The organism is Nocardioides albertanoniae (assembly GCF_006716315.1).
In the GTDB taxonomy this organism is placed as follows: Bacteria; Actinomycetota; Actinomycetes; order Propionibacteriales; family Nocardioidaceae; genus Nocardioides; species Nocardioides albertanoniae.
Window position 1 is genome coordinate 197282 of record NZ_VFOV01000001.1, and the last position, 17005, is coordinate 214286.

The 17005-nt window shown below is 69.2% G+C and carries 11 protein-coding genes; 4 read left to right on the top strand and 7 right to left on the bottom strand.

All coding sequences use genetic code 11. The features are described from left to right. Positions 1–35: 35 nt before the first annotated feature. The 4 genes from trxB to FB381_RS00975 form a co-directional block, all read right to left on the bottom strand. On the bottom strand, positions 36–1010 hold the full coding sequence (gene trxB, locus FB381_RS00960) for a thioredoxin-disulfide reductase (RefSeq protein WP_141778554.1): 975 nt from the start codon (positions 1008–1010) through the stop codon (positions 36–38). Positions 1011–1205: 195 nt separating this feature from the next. Continuing rightward, positions 1206–2963: a protein kinase family protein gene (locus FB381_RS00965; protein ID WP_170225017.1), complete on the bottom strand. Its 1758-nt coding sequence runs from the start codon at positions 2961–2963 to the stop codon at positions 1206–1208. Positions 2964–3060: 97 nt separating this feature from the next. Further along, a complete protein-coding gene (gene murJ, locus FB381_RS00970) occupies positions 3061–4698 on the bottom strand; it encodes a murein biosynthesis integral membrane protein MurJ (RefSeq protein WP_246087903.1) in 1638 nt (545 codons plus the stop codon). Positions 4699–4778: 80 nt separating this feature from the next. Continuing rightward, a complete protein-coding gene (locus FB381_RS00975) occupies positions 4779–6968 on the bottom strand; it encodes a DUF6049 family protein (protein ID WP_141778557.1) in 2190 nt (729 codons plus the stop codon). Positions 6969–7042: 74 nt separating this feature from the next. Between FB381_RS00975 and FB381_RS00980 the strand changes: the two genes are divergently transcribed. The 3 genes from FB381_RS00980 to FB381_RS00990 are packed head-to-tail and all read left to right on the top strand — an operon-like array spanning position 7043 to position 10574. Then, positions 7043–8488, top strand: a complete 1446-nt coding sequence (locus FB381_RS00980) for a CCA tRNA nucleotidyltransferase (RefSeq protein ID WP_170225296.1) — start codon at positions 7043–7045, stop codon at positions 8486–8488. A 22-nt stretch (positions 8489–8510) separates the two neighbouring features. Beyond that, positions 8511–10079 carry a LicD family protein gene (locus FB381_RS00985; RefSeq protein ID WP_141778559.1) on the top strand — a complete coding sequence of 523 codons (1569 nt, stop codon included), beginning with the start codon at positions 8511–8513 and terminating at the stop codon, positions 10077–10079. 39 nt (positions 10080–10118) lie between these two features. Further along, the gene (locus FB381_RS00990; RefSeq protein WP_141778560.1) at positions 10119–10574 is read left to right on the top strand and encodes an SRPBCC family protein; all 456 of its coding nucleotides are present in this window, start codon (positions 10119–10121) and stop codon (positions 10572–10574) included. 125 nt (positions 10575–10699) lie between these two features. Here the strand turns inward: FB381_RS00990 and FB381_RS00995 are convergent, their stop codons facing one another. The 3 genes from FB381_RS00995 to FB381_RS01005 form a co-directional block, all read right to left on the bottom strand. Next, positions 10700–11845 (bottom strand): helix-turn-helix domain-containing protein, encoded by a 1146-nt coding sequence (locus FB381_RS00995; RefSeq protein WP_141778561.1) that lies wholly within the window; start codon positions 11843–11845, stop codon positions 10700–10702. A 150-nt stretch (positions 11846–11995) separates the two neighbouring features. After that, positions 11996–13078, bottom strand: a complete 1083-nt coding sequence (locus tag FB381_RS01000) for an inositol-3-phosphate synthase (protein WP_141778562.1) — start codon at positions 13076–13078, stop codon at positions 11996–11998. 44 nt (positions 13079–13122) lie between these two features. Continuing rightward, positions 13123–13806 (bottom strand): PadR family transcriptional regulator, encoded by a 684-nt coding sequence (locus FB381_RS01005; protein ID WP_141778563.1) that lies wholly within the window; start codon positions 13804–13806, stop codon positions 13123–13125. A gap of 613 nt (positions 13807–14419) precedes the next feature. Between FB381_RS01005 and FB381_RS01010 the strand changes: the two genes are divergently transcribed. After that, on the top strand, positions 14420–16993 hold the full coding sequence (locus tag FB381_RS01010) for a transglycosylase domain-containing protein (protein WP_141778564.1): 2574 nt from the start codon (positions 14420–14422) through the stop codon (positions 16991–16993). Positions 16994–17005 lie beyond the last annotated feature (12 nt).

Here is a 17005-nt window from a genome sequence, read left to right on the forward strand (position 1 = left end):
CGAGGTGGTCGAGACCACCACCGTAGATGCTCGGATCAGACGGCGACGGCAGCCGCGTCGGTGTGGGCCCGGTGGGCGAGGTACTTCTCGGCGTCGAGCGCGGCCTGGCAGCCGGTGCCCGCGGCGGTGATCGCCTGACGGTAGACGTGGTCGACCAAGTCACCGGCGGCGAAGACGCCGTCGATGTTGGTGGCGGTGGTCTCACCCTGGGTGAGCACGTAGCCGTCGTCGTCGAGGTCGACCTGGCCGACGAGCAGCTCGGAGCGCGGGATGTGGCCGATCGCGATGAACAGGCCGCTGCACTCCAGGTCGCGCAGCTCGCCGGTCTTGGTGTCCTTGACGGTGATGCTCTCCACCGACAGCTCGCCGTTGATCGACTCGACCGCCGAGTTCCAGGCGATCTCCAGCTTGGGGTCGGCGAAGGCGCGCTCCTGCATGATCTTGGAGGCGCGCAGCTCGTCGCGGCGTACGAGGAGCGTGACCGAGGAGCCGAAGCGGGTCAGGAAGAGGGCCTCCTCCAGCGCCGAGTCGCCACCGCCGACGACCACGATGGGCTTCTGGCGGAAGAAGAAGCCGTCGCAGGTCGCACACCAGGAGACGCCCTTGCCGGAGAGCTCGTCCTCGCGGGGCAGGTCGAGCTTCTTGTAGCCCGAGCCGGTCGCGAGGATGACGGACTTCGCGTAGTGGGTCTCGGTGGCGGTCTTGACGACCTTCACCTCGCCGGTCAGGTCCAGCTCGACGACGTCGTCGGGCTCGAGCTCGGCACCGAAGCGCTCGGCCTGGGCGCGCATGTTGTCCATCAGCTCGGGGCCCATGATGCCGTCACGGAACCCCGGGAAGTTCTCCACGTCGGTCGTGTTCATCAAGGCGCCACCAGCGGTCACCGAGCCCTCGAAGACGAGCGGCTCCAGACCGGCGCGGGCGCTGTAGACCGCTGCGGTGTAGCCCGACGGGCCGGAGCCCACGACGATCACGTTGCGGGGTTCTGTCGGGGACGACGGGGTCGGCATCTATGGCTCCTCAGGTGTGGCTGGCGAACTGCACAACAGATCGTAGGCCACGTACATTCCAGGACCCTGAACGCCGAGACGTCACGTCTGCAGGTCGAGAGGTCAGGTGTGCAGGTCGAATGGGCATCGCAGTGCCAACTCGACCTGCAGGAGTGACTCTTCGGCCTGCGGGGGTGACTTCTCGGGAGTGGCAGGTCAGGCGAGCGAGGTGCCGAGGACCTGGACTTCCTTGACCTCGGCGCGGTAGCCACCGTCGACGTTGGGCAGGCCGGTCATCCAGACCAGCACGAAGTTGCCGTCGGCAGGCTTGTCGAGCTTGATCTCGCCCTCGGTGCCGACGCTGCCCTTGGCGGCGGGAGCGCCGGTGGGATCGTCGGACCACGGGGAGTCGCCGACGTAGACCTCGATGTCGGTGGGCTCACCGATCATGTTGAACTTGAGCGAGTCGACGGAGTATTCGCCCCTGAGGTTGAGCACCAAGCCGATGCCGGGCTTGAGCGATCGCGGGTTCTCGCTGACCGGGCCGATCTGATCGTTGTAGCGGGACGTACGCCAGGCCAGACCGTTGGGGTCGCCGTCGACCACGAGGTTGACGAGGTCGGGGGTCTCGGTGGGCGGGTCGCCGTGGGGGTCGAGATCCTTGGCGGTGATGCCCTTGATCGGAGTGGGCTTGGCGGGCTTGTCGCCGTCGCCGCCCTGGTCACCGTCCGCTGCGGGATTCTCGGCGCTGGGAACGGAAGGCGTGTCGTTGACGATCTTCCAGGCGATCGTGCCGGCGACGAGCACCAGCACGACGAGAGCCACGCCCATCGCGACGCGGATCCAGTTGGTGCCGGGCTTGCGGTCGTAGTTGGGCTCGTCGGCGATCGGCACGTTGGCCCCGGTCCACGAGCTCTGCCAGCCGTTGTAGGAGGCGTCGGGGGCCACCGGGCGGCGTGGCGCCGACTGCGGGCGCTGAGCGGATCGCTGCGGCGGCGTGTAGCCAGGGGTCTCGTCGGCGAAGAGCGGCTTCGACGGGGTCGGGTCCTGCATCGGCGGCGGCGTCGACGGACGCTGACGCTGGGGGCGCACGACCTCGGGGGCGACACCGACTGCACTGGCAGCGGCCGGTGCCTCGGCGGGCTCGGCCTTGGCCGGCGGGGCCATCGCCTGGGTCTCCTCGTCGGCGGCAGCTGGACGGTTGACGGGCGCGGTGGGCTCACCGGAGAAGCCGGCGAGCGCGGAGTGGAGCTCTGCGGCGCTCAGCGGCGCCATGTCGGCACCGCTGCCGAGCACCCGGTCGCACAGGTCGTCGAGCGGACGAGGTACGCCGGCGCGCACCTGCCGCGGGCGTAGCACGCGGCCGTGGTCGCGGGGAGCAGGCGGCATCGACGACAGGGTCTCGCCGGCCCACTTGCCGGTCAGCGCGGCATAGAGCACACCGGCGACGTCGACCTGGTCGCGGCGCTGGGAGTCACGGGTGTCGGGGTCGATGCCGTGGAGCGCCGCGTCGACGCCGAAGCCGATGACGCGCACCGCACCGAGGTCGTCGAGCAGCACGGCCTCGGGGTTGAGCCGACCGTGGGCATGGCCCTGGTCATGGGCGAGGGCCAGCAGGTCGGCGACCTCGGAGGCGATCCAGGCGGCCTGCTGCGGCGGCAGCGGCCCACCGGCAGCCAGGGCGTTCTCCAGCGAGCTGCCGGCGCCCCACTCGTTGACGACGTACGCCACCTGGTCGGTCTGGGCGGCGTCGAGGACGCGCAGCATGCGCGGGTCACCGATCGCGGCGGAGTTGCGGGCCGCGGCCATCAGGCGGGGCGCTCGTTCGTCGCGGGCGTCGAGCACGTGCACGGCGACCGGGCGGCCGAGCACTGCGTCCTGGGCGCGCCAGAAGCGTCCCTCGCGGGACTCGCTGAGCAGATCCGTCAGCTGATACCTACCGGCGAGGACGTCGCCTGATTGCGTGAACTCCATATCGGGCCCCATCCTTTCAGACCTTTGTATGGCGGACCTTGCCAACAGCACGGAGCCTGAGATGTCTACTCCGTCACCTGACAGGGTTGCCGCAGGTTCAGCGGCGCAGCCGTCCGGCGACCTTCTGCACCATCGCGGTCAGCTCCTTGACCTGGGCAGCCTGCGCCCCGAGGAGCAGCATGCCGAGATGCAGCGACCCGACGATAGCGGCCCCGATCAAGGCCAGCACCATCGTCGGCTCGTCGTTGACGAAGCCCAGCCCGGTGCGCAGCAGGTAGGCGGCGGCGGCCGCGACGAGCGTGATCATGACGAGCCGGGCGAGGAAGCCGAGCAGCCCTCGACCGTCGAGGTCGCCGAGGGTGCGCTTGAGCACGACGTACGAGACGACGGAGCCGACCAGGTAGGACAGCGAGTAGGCGGCGGCGAGCGCGGGCGCGGTGAACTCCGCGGAGACCGCCTTGGTCAGCAGCAGCGCGGCGACGATGTTGGTGGTGGCGACCGCGCACTGGATGAAGAAGACCGTGCGGTTCTGCTCGAGCGAGTAGAAGCCGCGCAGCAGCAGGTAGTGGATCGTGAAGAAGACCAGCCCGGCGGCGAAGACCGACAGCGTCGGGGCGTAGTCGCGGAACGCGTCGGCGCCGGCGCCGTAGCCGAACAGGATGTGGGCGATGTCCTCCGACAGCACCGGCAGCAGGGCCGCGATCGGGATCACGATCGCGAGCGCGTTGCGGAGCTGGTGCGACAGCGTACGTCCCAGCTCGGGCAGCTCGCCGGCGGCGCCGTGGCGCGAGAGCAGCGGCAGGATCGCCGTCGCCAGCGAGACGGTGATGATCGAGTGCGGCACCTGGGTGACCAGGAAGCTGTTGGAGTAGACGGTGTAGCCCGTGCCGCCGGACTCCGAACCGCCCGAGGCGAGCTTGACGACAATCGTGTAGGCCACCTGGTTGACGACCACGAAGAGCACGGTCCACATGCCCAGCTTCGCTGTCTGGGAGAGCCCGGCGCCGCGGAAGTCGAAACGGGGGCGGTAGCGGACACCCGCCCGGTGAAGCACCGGTAGGAGCAGCAGGAACTGGAGCGCGATGCCGAAGGTAGAGCCCAGGCCGAGCAGCGTCTCCTGGCCGGTGGTGAAGCCACCGACGTCGGAGGGACCGAAGACGACCAGGTAGGTCACCAGGGTCGAGACGGCGATGATGTTGTTGGCGATCGGCGCCCACATCATCGGGCCGAAGCTGCCGCGGGCGTTGAGCACCTGCCCGACCAGCACGAACATCCCGTAGAAGAAGACCTGCGGCAGGCACCAGCGGGCGAAGTCGAGGGTCGACTCGAGCTGGGCCGCGTTCGCTACGGCGTACCACTTGTCGTCGAGGTAGAGCCGCATCAGCAGCGGCGCCCCGACGACCAGGACGACCGTGACAGCACCGAGGAAGAGCCCGGCCAGCGTGATGATCCGGTCGGTGTACGCCGCTCCGCCGTCCTCGTCGTTCTTCTGCGCCTTGACCAGCTGCGGCACGAGCACCGCGTTGAAGACACCGCCGGCCAACAGGATGTAGAGCATGTTGGGCACGGTGTTGGCGATGTTGAAGACGTCAGCGTGCAGCCCGGAACCGAGAGCGGCGACCAGGAGCGCGGAGCGGATGAACCCGCTGGCCCGGGAGAAGAGCGTCCCCGCGGCCATCACCGCGCTGTTGGCGAGAACCGAGCTGCCGCCGGACTTCTGCTCGGTCGTTGTCACAGATCCGCCGCTCGCTTCGCTCGCTGTGGCTCCTCGCTCGTCGCGCACGCCTGAGCTCGTTCCTCGCTCGCGCCCGCTCCTCACTCGTCGCCTCCCGCCGTACGTGTCTTCTTGGCCTTCATGATGCGCCGGGTCAGTCGCACGGCGATCGCGGCGAAGAGTAGCGCGCAGCCGGTGCCGACGAACCACCAGATCACGCCGCTCACCTGCGAGGGGCGGATCGGGACCGAGGCGTGGGCACCGAGGGGGTTGCCCTTGGTGTCGGTGACGACGATCTGCGCGGTGTGGGTGCCGGTGTCGTGCATGCTCGCGGCCAGGTTGAAGCTCGCCTTCGAGTTGGCGTCGAGCTGGATCGGCTCCGAGGTGGCGACGCGCAGCGACTCGTCGGTGACCGCGTCGAGCCGCACGGTGACGGGCTGGTCGAGATCGTTGCTCAGCGTGACCTGGAACTCCCCGCCCTTCATGCTCGACAGGATCACCTTCGGCGGCACGCTCACGGTGATCGAGGCCAGGTCGGCGTTGATCTTCTCGAGCGCGTCGGCGGCCGAGCGCGTCTCCCCCTTGCGGGCGGAGTAGGCCGTGGTGGTCAGCGCCTCGCCGATGACGTCGGAGGAGACCTCGTCGTTGTGGGTGAGGATGCGCTGCAGCGTCTCGCCGGCGCTGATGAGCTCGTTGGCCGCCCGGATCCGCTCGGCGGAGATCTCCGCCTTCATCTCGCGCCGGGGGTAGCGGAGCTTGTCGGCGGTGATGGTGGTCGCCTTCTGGTCGGAGACCGCCTCGGGCAGTGTCGAAGAGGCGATCCAGGGAGCCTTCTTCCACGCGGCGACGAACGAGGAGGGGCTCTGCGGCGGGTGCCAGGCGTCGTCGACGACCACGACCAGCGGCTTGCCGGAGTCGCGGCGCAGAGCGGCCTCGGAGACGATCCGCTGACGCACCGAGATCGCGTCGATCGGGTCGTTGGGCCCAGGTCCGCCGGCGGCGGCGCGGGAGGAGGCCACGATCATCTCGTGGCCGTCGAAGTCGGCGACGGCCGGAGCCTCGCCGCGGAACATCTTCTCGCTGACCAGGTTGACCGAACCCGGCTCGAGCAGGTTGACCGCGGCCCGGTCGAGGAACCCGGTGGGCGGCGCGACGGCCGAGGTGGCCTTGATGCCGAGGTCGGCGAGCGCCTGCTCGGTCTGCTCGCGGGCGAGGGCCAGGAGGTCGGGGTCGCCGGCGGCGAGCGCCGACAGGTCGGGGTCGGCGTAGGGAAGGGCGAGCAGGTTGTGGCCGGCCAGGGCCTCCTCGAGGCGGGCCAGCCATGCCTTCGCCGCCTCCTTGGCGGCCTCGGCCTCCTCGTCGGTCACCTCCTCCTCGGCTGCGGCGTCGGTGCTCGACGGTGAGCTCGGCACCAGGGCGGAGGCGGACGGGGATGTGCTCTCGCTGCCGCTCTCCTCCGGCTCCTCGCCGTTGTCGGTCGCCGCCACGTCTCGCGGCGGGTTGCCCTCCGCCAGGTTGCGTACGGCATCGACCAGTGCGGGGTCGAGGGCCCAGGTCACGCCCGGCATCTCCGAGCCGGTCTCGAGCATCCGGTAGAGCCGCCCGCCCTCGCGCAGGTCACGGGTCCAGCCGGGGAGGTAGTTGACGCTGCCGTCGGCGTTGTAGACGACGCTGCGCCGCAACGGCATGACCAGCGAGACCTTCTCGGCCTTGGCCTTCTTGTTGGGCTGCGCGACCAGGGGAAGGAACGTGCGCGCCCGGCCGTCGGCCGTGGTGGGGGTGGTCGCCCCGAGCGCATGCACGCCGAACCAGTAGACGCCGGGCTGGGTGAGCCCGAGGAGCTTGCGGGGCAGCGTGATCGACCACGAGGAGGTCTCGCCGGGCGCCAGGTCGGGCACGGTGGCGTAAGACCCTTCGGCGACGACCCGCTCGCCGACCAGCGCGTCGGCGGGCAGCTTCGCGGCCTCGGCCAGCTCGTCGGAGGTGGTCATCGGCGTGTTGCCGACGAACGGGTAGATCTTGACCGCGCCCCACTGCTTGTCGGTGGTGTTCTCGACCTTGCCGCTCACCGTGATCTTGCCCTTGGCGCGCGGGTCGAGACTGACCGCGTCGAGCTCGTCGATGCTCACCGCGAGCGGGTCGGTCTCCTGGTCGTCGTCGGCGGCCCGAGCGGGCGCGGGCACGAGGATCGTCGACAGCATCAGCAGAGGGGCCAGCAGCGCCACGACGAGTGCGGCGGTGATCCGCCCCCGTGGTCGAGAGGGCGTCGCCTGGTGCTGGCGGACTGGCATGGCTTCGAGAATATCTTTCCGGGGGTGCGGTCCTCGTAGACTGCGGCGTTGTGTCCGACAGCCAGCTTCCCCCGATCAGCGTCGCCGATGTTCAGCGATCGGTGACTGCTGAACTGGACCGTATCGCACCGGTGATCGACTCCCTCGGAGAGGCCTTTGCCCGCTCCGGCTTCGAGCTGGCGCTCGTCGGAGGCCCGGTTCGCGACGCGATGCTCGGCCGTCCGCACAACGACCTCGACTTCACCACCTCGGCCCGTCCCGAGCAGACCGAGAAGATCCTGCGCGCGTGGGGCGAGGCGCTGTGGGACATGGGCCGCGACTTCGGCACCATCGGCACCCGCAAGGGCCCCTGGCAGGTGGAGGTCACCACCTACCGCTCCGAGGCCTACGACCCCGACTCCCGCAAGCCGGCCGTGGCCTACGGCGACTCCCTGGCCGACGATCTCGTACGCCGCGACTTCACCGTCAACGCGATGGCCGTGCGGTTGGGTGGGGCCGACGGGAAGGCCCGGGAGGTCGTCGACCTCTACGGCGGTGTGGTGGACCTGGCGACTCGGGTGCTTCGCACCCCCGGCACCCCCGAAGCCTCCTTCTCCGACGACCCGCTGCGGATGATGCGGGCCGCGCGGTTCGCCGCCCAGCTCGGTTTCACGGTCGCGCCCGAGGTGGTCGCCGCGATGACCGACATGGCCGAGCGCATCTCGATCATCTCCGCCGAGCGCGTGCGCGACGAGCTGGTCAAGCTGATCTGCGCGCCCTACCCGCGCCAGGGGCTGCAGCTGCTCGTCGACACCGGCCTGGCCGACCTGGTGCTGCCCGAGCTCGCCGCGCTGCGGATGGAGCGCGACGAGCACAACCGCCACAAGGACGTCTACGAGCACACCCTCACCGTGCTCGAGCAGTCGATCGACCAGGAGTCGCGGCTCGGTGGCGGGCCCGACTTCGTGTCGCGGTTCGCCGCGCTGATGCACGACGTCGGCAAGCCGCGCACCCGGAAGTTCCACGACGACGGCACCGTCTCCTTCCACCACCACGACGTCGTCGGCGGCAAGATGACCCGCAAGCGGATGAAGCAGCTGCGCTTCTCCAAGGACGAGATCGAGGCCGTCGCCAAGCTCGTCGACCTGCACCTGCGCTTCCACGGCTACGGCGACGGCGACTGGACCGACTCGGCGGTGCGACGCTACGTGCGCGACGCCGGCGACCAGCTCGAGCGGCTCCACGTGCTCACCCGTGCCGACTGCACCACCCGCAACCGCCGCAAGGCCGACCGGCTGGCCCGCACCTATGACGCCCTCGAGGCCCGCATCGAGCGGATCTCCGAGGAGGAGGAGCTGGCCGCGCTGCGCCCCGCGCTCGACGGCAACCAGATCATGGAGCTGTTGGACATCCCGGCAGGTCGCGAGGTCGGGGCGGCGTACAAGTTCCTGATGGAGCTGCGGCTCGACGAGGGCGTGCTCTCCGAGGACGAGGCCGGCAAACGCCTCCTCGACTGGTGGGCCGAGCGTCCACCGGCTTGACCTTGATGGAAGCATCTAGCAGATGACCGGCAAACGTTCGATCGGCGGCGCTCTGCGCTCGATGCTGCGGCGGCCCGCTGCAAGCCAGGCTGCAAACCAGGCTGCGACTCAGGGCTCGACCGAGGCTGCGACCCGGCCCGAGAGCCTCCACGTACGCGAACCCGTACGCCTGCGACGGCTGCCCGGCACCCCGACGATGTTTCCCTCGCTCGGCTGGTTCGGTGGCATCGGCGCGGCCTACCTCAGCGTGCCGCTCGCCGGGCCGGTCTCGGTGCTGCGGGTCCACGTCCCCGAGAAGGTCGAGGGACAGGTCGACCTGCGTGGCTTCGAGCTCTACTCCGGCGGCACCGTGGTGCCGGTCAGGGCCGCTGACCAGGAGGTCGAGCAGAGCTCCGCGGCTCCGTCGCAGCCGAAGGGGACCAACGCGTTCGAGTACGGCAGCCTGCGCACGAAGAAGGAGACCGGTGCCTGGTGGTCGGTGCGGCTGGCGACACCGGTCGAGGCCGACGAGCTCCGCGTCTACAACCGGCGCGACGGCTGGGGCAACCGGAGCCGCCGGCTGACGGTCGCGGTCGGCGGGCCCGACGGCGGCTTCCACACGGTCTGGTCCCTCGACTCCGACCGGGTGGTCAGCCGTACGCTCGCCCTGGTCTCGCGACTGCTCGGTCGGGAGGTCGGCGCCGACGTGCTCGAGTCCGAGGACTCCGCCCGGGCCGCGCACGCCGAGGTGCTCGCCGACCTCGCCCGGCTCGCGGAGAAGGGCCTGCTCACCCCCGATGCCGAGGAGCAGCGGCTGCTCACCGCGCTGATCCCGCTCCGACTCCCCGCCGACGCCGCGCTGACCGATGACGAGTGGACCCTCGCCGGCCACCTGCTCGCCGCCGAGCGGCTGCGGTTCCCGACGACGGCGACCTCGATGCCGACCTACCAGCTGGTGCTCGGCTCCACCGTCGAGCTGCGCAGGCTCGAGACCGAGGTCAACCGCGCGGCCGCCGTCATCGGTGGCGAGCCGGCCGGTCTGACCCGCCACGGCTTCCGCGACCACGGGGTGCTGCGCAAGCGGTCCGCCGGCTACGTCGAGACGATGCGGCACGCCACCGCGCTGCTGACCGAGCTGGGGAAGCCGGCGCTGATGGCGTACGGGACGCTGCTCGGTGCCGTCCGGGAGGGCGACTTCCTGGCCCACGACGACGACGTCGACATGCTGATCCCGCTCGAGGCCGCGACCCGCGAGGAGGCCGAGCCGCTGCTGGCAGCGCTGAGGGACGAGATCGCCGAGCGTGGCTGGAAGGTCGCCCGGCCCAACAACCAGCTCAACTTCCACATCACCGACCCCGAGACCGGGCTCCACATCGACCTCTTCCCGCTGCTGGTCGACGGCGACGCGACCACGCTCCACATGGAGAAGATGAAGCTGCGTCCGATCGCGACCTCGCTGGTGCTGCCGGCCTCGGAGATCTCGTTCCACGGGACGGCGCTGCTCGCGCCGGCCGACCCGGAGGGGTTCCTCGCCGAGCGCTACGGCCCGACCTGGGGCACGCCCGACCCGTTCTACGACTGGCCGTGGAAACTGTCCGACGCCAGCGACTGAGCCCTTCCGGAGATCGCATACTGACGGTACGGTTCCGGCATGACGACGACCACAGACCTCGAAGCGACCACCACGATCAACGCCGCCCCCGCTCAGGTGTGGGCAGCGATCACCGACCTCCCCCGGATGGCCTCGTGGAGCCCGCAGGTGGTGAAGACGGTCGTGCTCGGCCAGGTCAAGGAGGGCACCCGCTTCCTCAACATCAACCACCAGGGCTGGAAGCACTGGCCCACCACCGCCAAGGTCGTACGCTTCACGCCCCACTCCGACTTCGCCTTCCGCGTCACGGAGAACACGACCGTCTGGTCCTACCAGCTCGAGGACACCGCCGAGGGCACCGTCGTCACCCACCGCCGTGAGGCCCCGACCGGCATCTCCGCCCTCTCCCGCTCGCTGACCAAGGTCGCGTTCGGTGGCGAGGAGACCTTCACCGACGAGATGCGTGCGGGCATGGCGGTCACGCTCGCCAAGCTCAAGTCCGACCTCGAGAAGTAACCCGCCGAGAAGTCACTCCCGCAGGTCGAGGCGTCACTCCTGCAGGTCGAGAAGTCACGCAGATGCCAGTTCGACCTGCAGAGGTGACGCTTCGGCCTGCAGGGGTGACTTCTCGACAGGAGGGGTCAGACTCGGGTGCCGGAGGTCCAGCGGTAGACGGTGCTCGGAGACACGCCGAGCTTCTGAGCGACGTCGGGTACGCGGGCGCCGGCGCGGACCAGGACCCGGGCAGCCTCGGGTGACTCCGAGGGCAGGTTGTCGAGCAGCTCCTCGACCTCGTCGGGGAAGACGTCGGGATAGTCCATCGCCGGCTCCGGGTCGGGGATGTTCTCCGGGAACGGGATCCGGTCCAGGAGTGCGCCGTCCGCCTCCGGTGGCGCTGTCGTGAATGGCTCTGCCGAGGCCATCTCCCGGGTGCGGTTCTCCCGCGGCGGGTGCACCTCACGCGGCACGTCCACGGGCAGGTCGGCGATCGTGAGGTCGGGATCGACCCGCTCGACGACCGGCACGCTGAGCGCCTGCTGCATGTCGGGCAGGGTGATCGGCAGCCGGTCGGCCTGCCGGGTGCCCTCGGCGACCGCGGAGAAGGCGTCGACCCACTGGGTGATCTGATCGCGCATCGCTCCCGGGGCGACCGAGCGCAGCGCGACCGCCTCCGCGCGCCAGTAGCGCCGCTGCGCGCGCTCGAGCTTGCGGCGGGAGCCCCGCGTACGCTTCCGCAGCGCTGCGTCACGAGAGCGTCGCCACTCGACCCGGGTGGCGAGGAGAGCGTGCATCCTGGCGCCGGTGCGCAGCTCCGACCAGGAGCGTTCCATGGCGAGGTGACGGTCGCCGACGAGGGCCAGGTGCCACATCAGCGCGGCCAGCAGCGGCACGATGAACCGGAACGCCGCAGCGGTGGCGGCGTGGCCGAGGTGGATCTCGTGCCAGCCGGCGAAGAATCCCGACGCCGCCGAGAGCAACCACGTCAGCGACAGCAGCGTCTGCGCCGGCCGGTCCTGCTGCGCCGCCTCGCGAGCCATCAGCGCCACGGTGACCAGCGACAGCTCGAAGACCCCGGCGAAGGCGTACGCATTGATCGTGCCCATCGCGAGCACGTCCCGCCCGAACCCGACCATCGCGACGTACGCCGCTGCCGTCGAGATCAGCGCGACCGAGACGGCGCCGAAGAGGATGAGGCCACGGCCATTTCCGGTCGAGCCGTTGCCGGTCGAGCCGCTGCCTGTCGAGCCGTCGCCCGACGTCGTCGTGGGGTGGTCGTGGTCGGGCATGGTGGGGGCTCCCGTGTCTGGTTTCACCGGTCCGGCCCGACAGGTTAGGCCTATGAACACGTGTTCGAACAGTGTCGACCCGGGAGTGTCGCAAAATAGACGCCGCCCCGGGCGACGCGTGGTCACCCGGGGCGGCTCAACGGCAGAGCGTCACTCGCCGCGGATGAACTGCTCCAGCTGAAGACGACCCTCGGTGTCCTCGATCTGCACCGGCGGGCTCTTCATCAGGTAGGCCGAGGCCGGGATGATCGGGCCGCCGATGCCGCGGTCCTTGGCGATCTTGGCCGCCCGGACGGCGTCGATGATGATGCCCGCCGAGTTTGGCGAGTCCCAGACCTCGAGCTTGTACTCGAGGTTGAGCGGCACGTCACCGAACGCGCGACCCTCGAGGCGCACATAGGCCCACTTGCGGTCGTCGAGCCACTGCACGTAGTCCGAGGGACCGATGTGCACGTTGCGGTCGTCGATCTTGTCCGCGAGCTCGCCACGAAGGTTGGAGGTGACGGCTTGCGTCTTGGAGACCTTCTTCGACTCCAGGCGCTCGCGCTCGAGCATGTTCTTGAAGTCCATGTTGCCGCCGACGTTGAGCTGGTACGTCCGGTCCAGCGCGACGCCGCGGTCCTCGAACAGCTTGGCCATGACGCGGTGGGTGATGGTGGCACCGACCTGCGACTTGATGTCGTCACCGACGATCGGGACGCCGGCGGCCTCGAACTTCGCGGCCCACTCGGGGTCGGAGGCGATGAAGACCGGCAGGGCGTTGACGAAGGCGACGCCCGCATCGATCGCGCACTGCGCGTAGAACTTGTCGGCCTCCTCCGAACCCACCGGGAGGTAGGAGACGAGGACGTCGACCTCCTTCTCGCGCAGGACGGAGACGACGTCGACGGGGTCGAGGCCGGACTCGGAGATGGTCTGCTTGTAGTACTTGCCCAGACCGTCGAGCGTGGGGCCCCGCTGCACCTCGATGCCCTTGAACGGGACGTCGGCGATCTTGATGGTGTTGTTCTCGGAGGCGTTGATCGCCTCGGAGAGGTCCTTGCCGACCTTCTTGTCGTCGACGTCGAACGCCGCGACGAACTCGACGTCAGAGACGTGGTAGTCGCCGAACTTGACGTGCATCAGGCCCGGGACCGTGCCCGCCGGGTCGGCGTCCTTGTAGTACTCCACACCCTGGACCAGGGAGCTGGCGCAGTTGCCGACTCCCGCGATTGCTACACGAACCGAACCCATCGGGGCTCCTTCCAATTCTCCTGGCCGACTCACCGGCGAGGAGGTCATTTCTCATCCTCTTGGCTGCTGTGCGCTGCGGCCGCGCGAGTTTCCTGCTGCGGCGCTGTGCGCGAGACGTCCGCTTCGTCGCGTACGTCATCGTCATTCCCCAGACCCCTCCGCCCCGTCGCCTGCTCGTCGTTCGCAGGCTTGGGGTTGCGCTCGGCGTCGATGAGCGAGGAGAGCCATCTGACCTCTCGCTCGACCGACTCGACACCGTGGCGCTGAAGCTCTCGGGCGTAGGAGTCGACCTCTTTCTGGGTCATGGCAAGCTCGCGCTGGACCCGGTCGAGCCGCTCCTGGAGCCGACTGCGACGCCCCTCGAGGACGCGCAGCCTGATCTCCATGTCGGTGCGACCGAAGAACGCGAACCTGATGTCGAAGTTGTCGTCCTCCCAGGCCATCGGACCGACCTCGGACATGAGCTGGGTGAACTCACGTTCGCCGGCAGGCGTCAGCTGGTAGACGATCCGAGGTCGCCGGGTCACCGGCGTCACGCTCTGCGCTGCTTCCTCGATGAGGTGCTTGCGCAGCATCTTCTTCAGGGCGGGGTAGAGGGAGCCGTACGACAGCACCCGACCCCAGCCCAGCATCAGGTTGAGCCGCTTCCGCAGCTCGTAGCCGTGCATCGGCGTCTCGTGCAGCAGTCCGAGGACTGCGAGCTCGATCGTCTCTGCGCGGCGTGCCATACGACCTATCGTAGCGATATATCCGCGACGGCAAATAGAGACCAAAGTCTTGTCTGTCGACGCCCGAAGAGATCACTTCGATGCAACCGTCACCGAACTGTTGATGTCGGGTGACTTCGGGCGCGCTAGGCCGTGGATGCGTGGGCGCTAGCGTCGATTGCGTACGCTGATGGCTGCCGTTCGGCCACCCGTGGATCCACCCGGGGGAGAGTTCGGTGAGCGTCGCGTCAGGTTGATGGGATCTCCTCGGGGGGATTCAGCGACGTCGGGGGATAGTCAGTGTCAGCCCGTCCGGTCACGTGCCGGGCAGTCACAGGAGCAGTGCAGACCCGTGAGCGACCCCTTCGGCGGCGACTTTCCGCAACGGCCGAGACCCCGCAGTTCCAACGCCCGCAGACCTGATCTCGGTGGGCGTCCAGGTCGACCCCAGGCGGGCCCTCGTCCGCCGCAGGGTGGGCAGGCAGGTCGTCCGCCGGCACCGCGCCGTCCCCAGAACGACTCTCGGGGCGGATCACAGGGTGGCCCGCAGGGTGGCTCACCGGGCGCACCCCAAGGAGCTCCGCAGAGCAGGCCGTCCCGCCGCCCCCAGCCTCGGGGAGCCCAGCAGCCCCCGATGCCTCCCGGTGGCCCCCGCCCCGGTCCCGGTCGCCCTCCCTACGCCGGCCCTCGCCGCCCGGGTGAGCCGCCCGTCGATCGCCTCGGCCAGCGGCCCGCACGACCCGATCCGAACGGCCCGCGTCGCCCCGAGGGTCGCTTCGGCGACCTGAAGCGCGACCCCAAGGCCGCGTTCGGCGCCGCGATGGACCGGTTCAACGACCCCGAGCGTGACAAGAAGGGCCTCGCGGTCCGGATCGCCAAGGGTGCGGCCGTCTTCGCGCTGGTCATGGCGCTGATCGGCAGCGCCGCGGTGATCATTTCCTACAACATGATCTCGGTGCCCAGCGCCAACGAGGCGTTCCAGGCCGAGTCGAGCTTCGTCTACTACGCGGGCGGCAAGAAGGAGGTCGGCCGTTTCCAGTCGGGCGACCAGAACCGTGACGCGCTGACTGTCGAGGAGATGCCCGACCTCGTCAAGGACGCTGCCGTCGCAGCCGAAGACCGCAGCTTCTACGAGAACAACGGCATCGACCTCAAGGGCATCGCGCGCACGCTCTTCTCCAACGCCACCACCGGCAGCCAGGGCGGCGCCTCGACGATCACCCAGCAGTACGTCAAGAACCTCTACCTGACCCAGGAGCGCACCTACTCGCGCAAGGTCAAGGAAGCGGTGATCTCGCTCAAGATCAGCCGGCAGGAGTCGAAGGACAAGATCCTCACCGGCTACCTCAACACCGTCTACTTCGGCCGCGGAGCCTATGGAGTGCAGGCGGCTGCGAAGACCTACTTCCGCAAGTCGGCCAAGGATCTCAACATCAAGGAGGCCGCGGCGCTCACCGCGATCCTCAACAACCCCAACGGGTTCGACCCGGAGAAGGCCGGCAAGGACGCCGGTGGCACCGAGCTGCTCGGCCGCTACCAGTACGTGCTGTCCGGCATGGGCGACCTCAAGGCCAAGGGCAAGGCGCTCAGCGACTACGACGAGGCCACCCTCGAGAAGTCCAAGTCGGCCCTGCCCAAGTTCCCCAAGCCGCGTGCCGACAGCCGCCTGGGCGGCCAGAAGGGCCACGCGCTCACCCTGGTGAAGACCGAGCTGAAGTCGTTGAAGAACGACAACGGCGAGCCCCTCTTCACCGAGGAGGAGATCGACAGCAAGGGCCTGAAGGTCACCACCACGCTCAGCTCGAAGGCGATGAAGGCCGCGGAGGACGCCGTCACCGACGTACGGCCCAAGGACAAGAAGGCCATCAACGAGAAGCACCCGGAGAACGAGCTGCACGTGGGAGCCGCGACGGTCGATGTGAAGACCGGTGCTCTCAAGGGCTTCTACGGTGGCCAGGACTACCTCAAGTCGCAGATCAACTGGGCGGCGTCCGGCGGCATGGCCGGCTCGACGATGAAGCCGTTCACCCTGGCCGCGGCGCTCGAGGCCGGCTACTCGCTGAAGGACACCTGGACCGGCGAGGGTGGTCTCGAGATCCCGGGCACCGACCGCGTCGTGCGCAACTCGGGCCAGACCGACGCCGACCCGACCGGTCACGGATACGGCGAGCACATCAACGGCATCAAGGCCATGGAGGAGTCGGTCAACACCTCGTTCGTCCAGATGTCGACGGCGCTGCCCAACGGCAGCGAGGACGTCTACGACATGGCGGTCAAGGCTGGTCTTCCGCCCGACGAGCAGCACACCGACAACCCGCCGGCCGACTACCGCTCGATCCCGGCCTACTCCACCGACTTCGACCCGAAGAACTACCTGCTCACGCTGGGTCGCCAGGCGATCAGCCCGATCAACATGGCCAACGCCTTCGCGACCGTCGCCAACGGCGGCATGCGCAACACGGTGCACCTCGTCTCGAAGGTGGTCGACGCGAAGGGTGAGGTCGTCTACGACTGGAACCAGCGCGACGGCGAGGAGCGGGCGATGTCCGAGGACGCCGCCGACGACACCTCCTACGCCCTCCAGGAGACCGTGAAGAACGGCACCGGCAAGACCGCCGGAGTCATCAACCAGCCGGCCGCCGGCAAGACCGGCACCGCGACCAACGCCAACGACGACGTCTCGTCGGCGTGGTTCGCCGGCTACACGCCGCAGCTGTCCACAGCGGTCATGTACGTCCGTGGCAAGGGTTCTGGCCAGCTCGACGGGTGGCTCGACTCCTACTTCGGTGCCGGCTACCCGGCCGAGACCTGGGCCGAGATCATGGGCACGCTGACCGACGACATGGATCTCGAAGAGTTCCCCGAGCCCGCCTGGATGGACGGTGAGGCGCCGGAGACCGGTCACGAGCCGTCCCTGACCGCCACCCCCGACCCGACTCCGACGCCGTCGAAGGACTGCTCCAAGAAGGACGAGCGCAAGGGCCTCTGCATCCCGATCGAGGAGCCGGAGAAGAGCGACGGCCCCTCCGACGGGGCGACCGACGGTGAGCCGGGCAACGGTCCGACACCGGATCCGTCGGAGTCGACCGAACCCGATCCGACCGAGACAGCGTGCTGGTTCGGCGATTGTGAGTCGTCCTCGCCGCCGAGCGATGGCAATAATGGTGGACGCAACGACCCGGCCACCGAAGAGGGCACCACGCAGTGACAGAAGGTCCAG